The 11,183-nt window shown below is 55.4% G+C and carries 11 protein-coding genes; 10 read left to right on the top strand and 1 reads right to left on the bottom strand.

All coding sequences use genetic code 11. From position 1 onward, the window contains the following. The 8 genes from WC859_08670 to WC859_08635 form a co-directional block, all read left to right on the top strand. Positions 1-1,646 (top strand): TonB-dependent receptor (locus WC859_08670; GenBank protein MFA5976218.1); only part of this gene is annotated, 1,646 nt, incomplete at its 5' end. Positions 1,647-1,684: 38 nt separating this feature from the next. Beyond that, positions 1,685-3,754: a TonB-dependent receptor gene (locus tag WC859_08665; GenBank protein ID MFA5976217.1), complete on the top strand. Its 2,070-nt coding sequence runs from the start codon at positions 1,685-1,687 to the stop codon at positions 3,752-3,754. Between the two features lie 276 nt (positions 3,755-4,030). Next, positions 4,031-4,411, top strand: a complete 381-nt coding sequence (speD, locus tag WC859_08660; protein ID MFA5976216.1) for an adenosylmethionine decarboxylase — start codon at positions 4,031-4,033, stop codon at positions 4,409-4,411. Positions 4,412-4,422: 11 nt separating this feature from the next. After that, positions 4,423-5,379, top strand: a complete 957-nt coding sequence (speE, locus tag WC859_08655) for a polyamine aminopropyltransferase (GenBank protein MFA5976215.1) — start codon at positions 4,423-4,425, stop codon at positions 5,377-5,379. 25 nt (positions 5,380-5,404) lie between these two features. Then, entirely contained in the window at positions 5,405-6,862 is a 1,458-nt protein-coding gene (locus tag WC859_08650; GenBank protein ID MFA5976214.1) for an aminotransferase class I/II-fold pyridoxal phosphate-dependent enzyme, read from the top strand. A gap of 97 nt (positions 6,863-6,959) precedes the next feature. Then, complete coding sequence (locus tag WC859_08645; GenBank protein ID MFA5976213.1) at positions 6,960-7,583, top strand: TraR/DksA family transcriptional regulator; 624 nt, start codon at positions 6,960-6,962, stop codon at positions 7,581-7,583. A gap of 58 nt (positions 7,584-7,641) precedes the next feature. Continuing rightward, a complete protein-coding gene (locus WC859_08640; protein MFA5976212.1) occupies positions 7,642-8,466 on the top strand; it encodes a PHP domain-containing protein in 825 nt (274 codons plus the stop codon). Between the two features lie 33 nt (positions 8,467-8,499). Continuing rightward, positions 8,500-8,736 (top strand): zinc ribbon domain-containing protein, encoded by a 237-nt coding sequence (locus WC859_08635; GenBank protein ID MFA5976211.1) that lies wholly within the window; start codon positions 8,500-8,502, stop codon positions 8,734-8,736. Between the two features lie 18 nt (positions 8,737-8,754). Here the strand turns inward: WC859_08635 and WC859_08630 are convergent, their stop codons facing one another. Continuing rightward, a complete protein-coding gene (locus WC859_08630) occupies positions 8,755-9,408 on the bottom strand; it encodes a rhomboid family intramembrane serine protease (GenBank protein ID MFA5976210.1) in 654 nt (217 codons plus the stop codon). Between the two features lie 19 nt (positions 9,409-9,427). Between WC859_08630 and sixA the strand changes: the two genes are divergently transcribed. Together sixA and WC859_08620 are read left to right on the top strand one after the other, a co-directional pair. Next, complete coding sequence (gene sixA, locus WC859_08625) at positions 9,428-9,898, top strand: phosphohistidine phosphatase SixA (protein ID MFA5976209.1); 471 nt, start codon at positions 9,428-9,430, stop codon at positions 9,896-9,898. Then, positions 9,891-11,171: a glycosyltransferase family 4 protein gene (locus tag WC859_08620; protein ID MFA5976208.1), complete on the top strand. Its 1,281-nt coding sequence runs from the start codon at positions 9,891-9,893 to the stop codon at positions 11,169-11,171. Before sixA ends, WC859_08620 begins: the two co-directional genes overlap by 8 nt. Positions 11,172-11,183 lie beyond the last annotated feature (12 nt).

The following is an 11,183-nucleotide window of genomic DNA, read 5'->3' as shown; positions in this document are numbered from 1 at the left end:
AAGGATCTCTGGCCATGCCGTCGATCCGTGGGTTTTCCGGAAGGCAGATTCTGGTGGTCGTCGATGACGTGCCCCAGCTCCCGGATTATACGGGGGATGTCGACCTCAGTCGCTTTCCTCTGGACAATGTGGACCGCATCGAAATCCTGCGCGGCGGCGCTTCGGCCGTTTACGGTCCGAACGCAGAAGGCGGGGTGATTCAAATCATCACCAAACGACCGATCTCGGCGGTGGATGTGTTAGCGGCGTCGGATGTCGGATCGTTTGACACCCTCCATAATCGCGTCCGAGTCGGGTCGCAGCAGGGACCCGTGGAGGCGCAGGCCAGCGCCAGTCGGGATCTCTCCGATGGGTTTCAGCAGAATTCGAGTTATCGCAATACAAACCTCGCCGGTTTTTTCGCGTATGACGCCAAAAAACTGGGAAAGCTCTCCTATTCCATCGAAGGCGCGAAGGGATCGATCGGTTTGCCCTCCGGTACGCCTGTGCCGATCGGTGATTGGGACGGCGAGCTCGAACGCCAGGCCAATGATTTAACGGCTTATCAGACCGAAACGAACCGGAACAATCGGTTGCAATACCTGAATCGGATCAGGGGGATCGATCTGACGGCCCGCGTCGCAAACAATGTGAAGGACCTGGACACCTTTCAATTCGGAGCGGAAACGATGACCCGGACGGAAGGCCGCAACGCTTTCGGAAAACTCGAATGTCCGGGACGCGGCGCTCTGGGATATGAGTTCTATCAAAACCGTTTGGATTCGAATGTTTACGGGGTCTACCGGACGAATGCCTGGGGGACTTTTTATGAAGCGTATTTTATCCGCAACGCGTGGCTGAAATTCACTCCGGGAATTCGTTATGACCGGGATAATTCCTATGGTGAAAGCTGGAGTCCGAGAGTGGAACTTGTCGTTACTCCGGGTGAAATGTGGAAGATGTCCGCATCAGCCAACCGGTCTTTCCATGCGCCGACGCTGGCGGACCAATTCAATCCTTATGTGCCGTCCGAGTTCCAGCCCGGCCATTTAAATCCGGAGATAACTTGGAGCTACAATCTGGGTGCCACGGTCAAACCGATGCCGGGGCTGGAAACGACCGTCAATTTGTTCCACACCGAAACGAAAGACCGTATCGCTTTGAAGCCCGTTGAGGTTTCTACATCCGTCACGTATTACCCGGCCTTCAATCTCAACCGGGCTTTTACCCGGGGAGTGGAAGCCGCGCTATCGTATGCGTACAAGGGGGTCCGCCAGAAGCTGGCTTATTCCTATCTCCAGGCGGAAGGCGAAAACGCAGAAAATGGAAACTTTGATTTTCGATCGCTGGCCTTCTGTCCTAAACATAAAATCGATTATCGCGCCGATGTTCGTCTTCCCCGGCAGAGCGGTTTGACCTTCGATGTTCACTATGTTTATAAGCAGTGGTCGGCTATCGGAGAGACGGGAGTCGAGATTCCTGATTATGTGGTGGCTAATATTAAGGCAACGAAAAAGATCGGATGGCTGGATCTTTTTGTGGCCTGCAGCAACCTGCTGGATCGTCATTACGCTGAAAACGCGGATTCCTTTAACGGGTATTTCCCGCAGCCCGGACGGACCTTCTCCGGCGGTGTCACGGTCCATTTCTGGATGGCCGGTCAGTAAGTTCGCCAGCCGGGGGGTCGCCATTGTACACTTAGGCGATGATTAGACATTTCTGGCTTGTCCTCGCTTTGAGCGCAGGGCTCCCGGTGTTGAGTCCGGCGGAGCCTGTCTCCGGTGTCGCGGGATCCACCGCGACACCGGTTGCTTCGTTCGACCTTCCGAACGCTCCGGCTTCCGTGGATCTTTCGACAGAGCCTCCATCAGCCGCTCTCATCGGCGAGTCCGTATCCATTCCGATTCCTCAGGCCATGACGGATCGTTCCCCCGGCGTCTTTGTGACCTTTTCGCGGTTCGCCTGTTCCTTGCGCGAGTTGCCGACCAGCGCGGAAACGATTCTTCCCGATGTCTTTAAGAAGTTCGGTGCTCAAAATGCAGGAGAAGCCGTGGCTCGGCAGCCCGGTCTTTCGACGTTGCCCATCGGACGGCTGGGATCGCCTTTGGCGGCGAGCATTCGCGGATCAACTTCTCTTCAGACGCTCGTTCTGATGGACGGCCGTCCGGTGACCGGCGCCGCGCTGGGGGCGGCTGATTTGTCCGAGATTCCCGTGGAGCAAATTGACCATATTGAAATCTTGCGCGGGGGCGCTTCGGCCCTTTACGGTCCGAATGCGATGGGCGGGGTGATCAATGTCATCACCAAACGGGCCGCCTATCGGGGACTTCCCATCAGCCATGTGGGGTATGAAGGCGGTTCCTATGGACGTCAGGGGTATCGGATGGATTTTGGTTCCCGTCTGGGGATCGTTGATTATTTCTTCTCCGGCAATCAGCAGTGGGAGAGCGGATTCCGGAGCAACGCCGATACGCGTCAGCACAATATCGGCGGCAATATCGGCGTGTCCATGGGTGCGGGGGGGAAATTTCTTTTTGACATCGGGAATTTCCACAGCGAAGCGGGGATTCCCGGCCGGCGCTGCGAGATTGACGATGTCTACTGCCAGGCCGTGCCGCTGCATTTTCTTGAGCCGCACCGCTTTAATGACAAAGACGAAAAACCGGCGAGTTCTCCCACCGCGCGGAAAACCACGGATAGTAATTACATTCGAACGTCGTATTTGCTGCCGTTGCCGATGAACAGCCTGCTGGCGTTGCGTTTGTACGGCATGCAGAGGGAAGTCGATTTGAATGACACGGATGATCCCAATTTACTCAATGCCAGCCGTTCGGATCGCCGCGAACAGAGCAAGGGAGCAGAAACCCAGGTGAATCTACCACTAGGGCTTTTGGTCGGGGGGAATTTTATTCGTGACCGGGAGGATCACGAGAACCGTTTAGCGCCCGGCAACAGTTTTATCAAAACGATCGAAAATTGGGGGGTTTTTGCTCAGGAAACGATACGATGGAAAAGGATCACGCTGATCCCGAGCGGGCGTTATGACCATAACAGTCAAGCCGGCGACTCTTCGAATCCTCGCGTCAGTTTGATGGAGGATGCCACAGATTGGCTGCGCTTCTCGGGATCAACGGCGCGTTCGTTTCGTGCCCCAACAATTGATGATCTTTTTTACGTGAGCCCTTTCTTTAATGGCAATCCGGATCTGCGGCCGGAGAAGGCGTGGACGTACGATGCCGGCGTAGAATTGCACGATTCTTCCGTCAGTGTGCGGGCGACCTATTTTCGCGCGAACGTGACGGATCTGATTCAGGTCAAACCGGCGACCTACGATACCGTGATCAATGTCGGCCGGGCCCGCCGGCAGGGGATGGAAATTCAATTGAACCACATCCTGAACGACACTTTCCGGAACGAGCTGAACTACACCTATCTTGAAAATCTCGGAATTCCGGGCGGGGTGGATCATTATGTGGCGCTGGCTTTCAGCCCCCGCCATACCGTGAACTATCTCGCGACCTTCACGCTAAAGAAAAACTGGACGTTCGATTCCACGCTCCGGTATGAGGACGCGCGATATTCCGGCAATGACCAGAGCGGGGTTAAGCTGGGATCGCAGCTGCTCTGGGATCTGCGCGTCGCCTATCAGCTGCGCCAGTTGGAGATCTATCTCGGATCCAGCGATCTCGCCAACAAGCGTTATGTGGAACAGCCGGGGTATCCGCTGCCGGGCCGCACATTCTATGGCGGGGTCAAATTGAAACTGTGGGGATAATTTTATAAGTTGAAATATTTTCTGCGACATTTTTAAAATTGCACTGTATAATCAATCCATGAATCAAGCGCGGCGTGAGCGCTGGTGTTCGTTGGGAAAGAACCTTCGAAACGATCGGCGAATGGGCGCCGCGCTTTTTTGCGCTCCGGACGCGCACGCGTACGAGGAACACGTTTTTGACGGCCGAAATTCCCTTGACAGAGAAAATAAAAAATCTATAATTTGTCTCACAAATTTTCATGAACATCAGGACTACTGGAATCACCAGGTAAAGAATTGAGATCTCTCGGGCGCCATCTGCTGATCGAACTGTACAGTTGTGATCCCAAAATCTTGAATGATGTTCACAAGGTGGAGGGTATTATGGTCGATGCGGCCAAACACGCTCACGCCCGGATCATTGATGTGGTCTTTCACACCTTTAATCCCCATGGCATTTCCGGAGTCGTCGTCATCGCCGAATCCCATCTGGCGATCCATACCTGGCCTGAATTCAATTATGCGTCTATCGACGTCTATACCTGCGGGACGGAAATCAACCCCTGGCGGGCGTATAGCTATATTGCCAAAAAGCTCAAGGCCAAAAACATGACGGCGATGGAAATGAAGCGCGGCGTGCTCCCCATCCCAGCCCGTCTCCTCAAGCATAAGCCCTGATTATCAACGGAATGGACTTTTCTTCTTCCAGCGGTTCGTTTATCACTTCTTCTAAGATCAAACGTTCCAGTGAATGGTTCACGGAGCGTTTCAGCCCGCACGAATCGCACAGCCACCGGTTCAAACAGACGCTGGTGAAAACACGGACCCGGTTCCAGAACGCCCTTTTAGGAGACTCGTATTCCTTCGGGCGTTGCCTGATTCTGGATGGCGAGATGCAGTCGGCGCAGCTGGATGAGTTTATCTACCACGAGTGTCTCGTGCAGCCCGCCATGGTACTGCACCGGGATCCAAAAGAAGTGTTGATCCTGGGAGGTGGCGAGGGTGCAACCGTTCGGGAAATCCTCCGGCATCGCGGCGTGAAGCGCGTGACCATGGTGGATATTGACGGCGAAGTGGTGGATTTCTGCAAGCGGTATTTGAAGGAATGGCACCAGGGTACCCTGGTGCATCCCAAGACCCGTCTGATCATCGGGGATGCGCGCGAATTCGTCCTTCAGACCCATGAGAAATTCGACATTATCATTTCGGATCTGCCCACCCCGATCGAGGGTGGGCCCGCTTACCAGCTCTACACGGTGGAGTTTTATAAAAAAATGATCCAGCGCATGGCTCCCGGGGGAATCTTTGTCGCCCAGGCCGGTTCCGGAAGCATGATCCAGATTCACTTCCATTCGGTCCTCTTCAATACGCTGCGCAAGATTTTTAAAGTGGTTCGTCCGTTTTACGCCTTTGTGCCCTCGTTCGATGTGCCGTGGGCTTATCTGCTGTGCACGCAAAAGGCCGATCCAAAAACGCTTTCCCCTAAAAGAATTGATCGAAACGTGCGCGCTTTTCGGAAGGACCTGCGTTTCTATGACGGAGAGGCGCATCAGGGACTCTTTAACATCCCGAAGTATCTCCGGCAGAGCTTGAGCCGGGAAAAGCAAATCATTACCGAAAAGAAACCCGTTTTCTTTTTCAAATAAGACGTGAATACTCCTTCCTTCTGGTATGCATAGCCAGGAACGTACACCGTTGTTGGATGTTTTGTTGGCCCGCGCCAAGCGCGGGGTGACGTCTTTCCACACGCCTGGCCACAAGAACGGTCAGGGCATCGATCCGAAACTGCGCTCCTTCACGGGCCGGAACGTCTACAAACTGGACGTCACTGTTTTCCCCGAAGTGGATTCGTTGCACGATCCGGTCGGTCCGATCAAAAAAGCCCAGGCACTGATGGCTCAGGCGTACGGTGTCAAGTATTCCCAGTTTCTGGTGAACGGTTCCTCGGTCGGCAATATGGCGATGCTGATGGCCGCCTGCCGTCCGGGCGATTCGGTCATTCTTTCCCGTAACGCCCACAAATCCACGCTGTCCGGCATCATTATGTCCGGGGTCTGGCCGATCTGGATTCAACCCAAGATTGACCAGCATCTCGATGTCATCTTTGATTCAGACGCCGGACAGGTAGAAGAAGCGTTGCGACAGTTCCCGGAGGCCAAAGCGGTTTTTGTCACAAGCCCCACCTACCATGGCGTGACCACGGATCTGAAAAAAATCGCGGAAATCTGTCACTCGCGCGGAAAACTGCTCCTGGTCGACGAAGCCCATGGCGCCCATTTGAAGTTTCATCCGGCCCTGCCGACCTCCGCGGTGGAGGCGGGAGCGGATTTGTGCGTGCAGTCGACCCATAAGATCCTGGGAGCGCTGTCGCAAGGGTCGGTGCTGCATATCAATTCCGATCAGATCGATGTCATGCGGGTACGGAAAATCTTGTCGCTGCTGCAGACCACGAGCCCCAATTATTTTATTATGGCGTCGCTCGATGCGGCGCGCAAGCAGGCCTTTTTTCACGGGGAAAAAATCTTCGGGCGGCTGATCCATATCGCGGAGGAAGCGCGGGAGCGGGTCAACCGGATGCGGCATATTTATTGCATGACCCAGGAAGAGATTCGCGCCAAGGGGTACGACCTGGATGTGACCAAGCTCACGCTCAATGTGACGCGGACGGGACTCTCCGGCCATGAACTGGAGCATCGTTTGGCTTTTGAGTACGGGATCCAGGTGGACTGCGCCGACCTGTTCAACCTCGTCGCCATTATGGGAATCGGCACGACGCGGAAGGATGTGGAAAAACTGCTCACCGCGCTGGAGGCCATCGACCGGAAAGATCCGGGACAGGAAAAGAATTGGGTTTTGCAACTGCCGTCCTTGTCCACGGAAATGGTCATCACGCCGCGGGATGTCTTTTTCCAGCGTCGCTCCAAACGGGTCCCCTTGTCCAAGGCCGCCGGTCATATCAGCGCCCAGACGCTGACGCCGTACCCGCCGGGCATCCCGGTGTTGATTCCCGGCGAACGCATTACCCAGGAAATTCAGGATTATCTAACGGACATGGCGCACAAGGATATTCGCGTGAGCGGCCAGGAAACCGACGAGTTGCGAACAGTCAAAGTCGTGGCGACCCGGTAGAAGCCGGGGGATTGACAGGCCCAAGAACAATCGTGTAGCTTATGCCCTCGCTCCAACTTTGAATGGACCGAGATCGATCTTAGAACAGGAGCCGGTTATGGCGAAAAAAGCGAAGAAATTCAAGAAACCCGCAAAAACGAAGAAATTGAAGAAAGCCAAAAAGGCCGTGAAGCCGAAGAAGGCTAAAAAGGCTGCGAAGGCCGTGAAACCGAAGAAAGCGAAAACGGTCAAACGAGTCCGAAAATTTAAGCCATCGCCGAAACTCATTTTTACGACAAAGAAAATGCAATTAGCCGCGGGCGGCGAGGCACCGCTGGCGGGGTCCTCTTCGAAAGTCAAAAAGGAGCCCGCGTTAACCGATTCCCAGATCAATAAGTTTCGTGAGGTCCTGAGCCAGAAGCGCGAGGAACTTTTCTCGGTTGTCCAACGGAAAAAAGAGCAGGAAATCCAGGATGTCGAACCGGACACCGGCGATGAAGCGGATGTCGCTACCCGTTCCGTTGAAAAAGAAATGCTTTTTGAGTTGACGGATTCGGAGAAGCAGACGCTGGATATGATTGAAGCCGCGCTGCGCAAGATTGAAAAAGGCGTTTATGGGCTCTGCGAATCCTGCCGCCGGAACATCTCCCGCGGCCGCATGGAAGTGATGCCGTGGGCCCGTTACTGTATTTACTGTCAAACGGAAAACGAATTTCCTCCGACCGAACCTTTTCCTGCTTAACGACACGGCCCTTTCGGTAGTGGCCTCCTGAGGGTTTCGGTAGTCGTTCCACCTGTTTATGGCCAGCCGCATTGACTTGCATACGCACACCACGGCTTCCGACGGAACCTGGGAGCCGGTACAACTATTCGATAAAGCCGCTGAGATTGGTGTCCAGGTTCTATCCATCACCGATCACGATACCACCGCTGGTTTTCAAGCCGTCCTTCCACTTCAAGACCATTATCCACTTGTCCGGCTGATCCCGGGAATTGAACTGAACGCCGAAGGGGATCTCGCCTGCCATGTGCTAGGCTATTTTATCGATCCGTCGTCTCCCGGATTGCAAAATCGCTTGTGGACCTACCGCCAGTTTCGGGAAGAACGCATGAAGGCCATGGTTGCCAAGCTGGGGTGTCTGGGCATCCCCGTCGAATTTGAGCGGGTGTTGGCGTTGGCCAAAGGCGGAGTAATCGGGCGCCCCCATCTGGCGGCGGCGCTGATGGAGAAAAAAGTAGTCCGGAGTTGGAAGGAGGCCTTCCAGCGGTTCCTCAAGAAAGACGGTCCCGCCTATGTCCCCGCCGAGTTCCCGACGGCTTCGGAGGTGATCGAAACCATCCGTCAGGCCAAAGGCATCCCGGTGCTGGCCCATCCGTCTCACGATGCAGGCGGGATCTCGTTGCAGCGGTTGGTCGATCAGGGGCTGATGGGGATTGAAGCGTATTATCCGGAACATGGCCGCGCGCTCACACAGCGCTACCTGGATCTGGCGAAAACATATCATTTGGTGGTCACAGGCGGCTCCGACTGTCATGGTCCGCGGAGCCACCGTTCCGCCTTGGCCTGTGTCGAGGTTCCTTTGGACGTTCTCTCCGGGTTGGAGGACGTCCGAGGACGTGTTTGAAGAAAAAACATTTTTATTGTAAGGTTTTCCTCAATGAATAATTGCCCGCAGTGCAATACCGCTGTCAGCGAAGAGAGTAAGGAATGCCCCCATTGCGGCATTTTCTTCAGTAAGTGGAAAGAACGCGATGATAATATCAGCAGCGGCAACACCTCGCGTTATGCCGCTTTGGATAAGGCCACCAGCTCCGGGTTTAACTGGACGATTTTAGTGATTGTCTGTCTGGTGATCGTGGGGATTCTTTATTATCTCAGCCAGCAGGCGGAATAGCTTTTCGGACGAGGGAGGCTAGGATGTCGGCGGCGATCTGAACCGCCGCCGGTTCCGTGCAACCTGAACTCTGAGTTTAAGCGCTTCCAGAAGCTCGGGTCCAAAAAATAGAAGATAATTGAGCAGCGATGCCGCTATCGCGACGCGCGTAACAAAACTTCCCATCACCAACGACACTCCGCTCATCCCCCAGAGGACCCAGGCGATATATTTCACTTTCACCGGCAGAACGAAAAACAAGAGAAGCTCGACGTTGGGAAAAAGAGTGGCAAAGGCCAGGAACAACGTGGTGTTCAATGGAACGTTGGAGATCGTGTCCCTCGCGATAAACAGAGCGGCGATCGCGGTGGCGGCGGCTCCAATCAAGTAGAAAAAACAAAATTGAAACTCGCCCCATTCCTGTTCTAGGGCATGGGCATAGGTATACAAGAGATAAAGCCAAAAGACGAGTAAAATAAGGCTTCCGGCAAACGGTGGGACGAACAGGAAGGTCACGATCCGCCACCACTGGCCCGCCCGGACCGCGTCCGGATCCAGCAGTAGCTGAGAAAGAAACGCGGGTTGAACCTGGCTCAGGAGATAAATCGCGCCGTTGGCAACGACGATGAACAGCGGAAATTCCGGAATGGACCAGCGGCCGATGTGCCGTTCGAGACGATCAATCCAGCGCATGGCCAGAAGTATAACATAGATGAAAATGCTGAACGTTTATCTGATGCGCCACGCCGAAGCCGCTTCCATCGGAGGGGAGGTCCACCGGGACAAGGACCGCCCGTTGACGCCGCACGGACGCCTCCAGGTTGAAGCCGTTGCCGTGGCGCTTCAAAAACGGGCCGGAACCGTGAGTGTGATCGTGAGCAGTCCGGCGCTGCGGGCGGTGCAGACCGCTCACTTTCTGGCTGAACGGTTGTCGGTGACCGATATTCAAACCTCTTTGCACTTGGCGCCTCGCGGCCGCGCGCCTCTCATCGATGACCTCCTGAAACAGCCGGAGTCGGTTCGGGGGATCATTCTCATCGGCCACCAGCCGGATCTGGGCCTGCTCGCCAGCCACTGGAGCGGTCATGACGTGGGTTTCCGGACCGCGGCTCTGGCCGCCTTTGAGTGGGAGCCCGGCGGTGCTCAGGCGACGTATCGCTGGACGTTTTCACCCGATGACTGAGGAACTCGTCAAAAAGGTCCTCTATACCGCGGCCCACGGCGGATTTTTTCTGGAACGCGTGCCGCTTGGCGGCGGCGGCGCGGTCTGCGAACAATTGGTCAAGGAATGGCGTCAAACGTCCCCATTTCCCTTTGAGTTGATCACCCCGGCTATCCTCGGGGGTGAAGCGCCGCAGGGAAAGGATCTGGTCCGGTTGTCGGAGTGGGCGTACGCGCGATTTTGCCGTGCCTTTGGGAATGCCGTTACCCGCGCCATCCTGACGCGCGATCCATCAAAGACGATCGTTCTGTGCAACGATGTCTCGGAAGGCCCGGATTTCCGTCTGTTGGCGGAGCGCGGCTATCCCCTCTATACGATTTACCACGTGGATGTGGTTGATTACTTTACGAGGATTTATATGAAACAGATCCTCCGCCCGGAGGCCACGACTCATTTTTACCGGTGGCTCTCGAGCACCCCGCTCCGGGCGCTGGTCCCGGGGGTCGCTGAACTGATCTTCAAAAAACAGCAGGACAGCGTCATGAATTCCCGCGGCCTGATTGTTCCCTCGAATGAAATGCGCGATGTCCTGGTGCGCTGCTACCCGGTTTATCAAGACAAAATCCATGTCCTGCCCTGGGGGATCTGGGACGAACCCCTGGCGCCGGTCGCGCTGGAAAACGAGATCAATCACCTTCGATCCGCTTATCCAGTCCCTCCGGGAAGCGCCACGCTGCTTATGCTGAGCCGGATTTCTCCTGAGAAGGGTCAGGACCGGGTCTTGAAGGCGCTGACGCTGTGGGAGAAGCAGGATGATTTTCCGGCGGCGGGAGTCGTCTTGTTCATCGCTGGCGAGGCGGCTTACATGCTGGGCTCGCGATTTATGAAAAAGCTCACGCGCCTGGCCGGGGAGTTGCACCGCACTCGAGTGATATTCATTGGCTACGCATCCGGTGCGCGCAAGCAGGCGCTCTTTCGTCTGGCGGATCTGTACCTGTTCACTTCCCGCCATGAGAGTTATGGCCTGACCCTGATGGAAGCGATGCGCGCGGGATGCCCGGTTCTGGCCACGAGCAGTCATGGGGCCAGAGACGTCTTCCAACCGGGTGTGGGTGAAATGCTTCCGCCGGCTCCTGAAGAAGACATTCCCGGATTGTTACGCGATGGTTTGCGTCGTCTGTTGTCCGATCGGAACCGGTTGACGTCCATGGGGGAAGCCGCCAGGCGGTACGCCTCTGCCCAAAAATTCTCGGACACAGCGGCTCGATTGGCGAAACTCCTTCAAGAAGCCTAACTGTATAATAGA

This window comes from Elusimicrobiota bacterium, assembly GCA_041660185.1.
Lineage (GTDB): Bacteria > Elusimicrobiota > Elusimicrobia > 2-01-FULL-59-12 > 2-01-FULL-59-12 > JBAZWU01.
The sequence above is the reverse complement of the archived record's forward strand: the minus strand, read 5'-3'. Positions and strand labels throughout refer to the sequence as shown.

Excerpts from the sequence above, each read along its gene's own strand:
- WC859_08665 (MFA5976217.1), top strand. The coding sequence starts at position 1,685 with ATGATTAGACATTTCTGGCTTGTCCTCGCTTTGAGCGCAGGGCTCCCG.
- speE (MFA5976215.1), top strand. The coding sequence starts at position 4,423 with ATGGACTTTTCTTCTTCCAGCGGTTCGTTTATCACTTCTTCTAAGATC.
- WC859_08650 (MFA5976214.1), top strand. The coding sequence starts at position 5,405 with ATGCATAGCCAGGAACGTACACCGTTGTTGGATGTTTTGTTGGCCCGC.
- WC859_08645 (MFA5976213.1), top strand. The coding sequence starts at position 6,960 with ATGGCGAAAAAAGCGAAGAAATTCAAGAAACCCGCAAAAACGAAGAAA.
- WC859_08640 (MFA5976212.1), top strand. The coding sequence starts at position 7,642 with ATGGCCAGCCGCATTGACTTGCATACGCACACCACGGCTTCCGACGGA.
- WC859_08635 (MFA5976211.1), top strand. The coding sequence starts at position 8,500 with ATGAATAATTGCCCGCAGTGCAATACCGCTGTCAGCGAAGAGAGTAAG.
- WC859_08630 (MFA5976210.1), bottom strand. The coding sequence starts at position 9,408 with ATGCGCTGGATTGATCGTCTCGAACGGCACATCGGCCGCTGGTCCATT.
- sixA (MFA5976209.1), top strand. The coding sequence starts at position 9,428 with ATGAAAATGCTGAACGTTTATCTGATGCGCCACGCCGAAGCCGCTTCC.
- WC859_08620 (MFA5976208.1), top strand. The coding sequence starts at position 9,891 with ATGACTGAGGAACTCGTCAAAAAGGTCCTCTATACCGCGGCCCACGGC.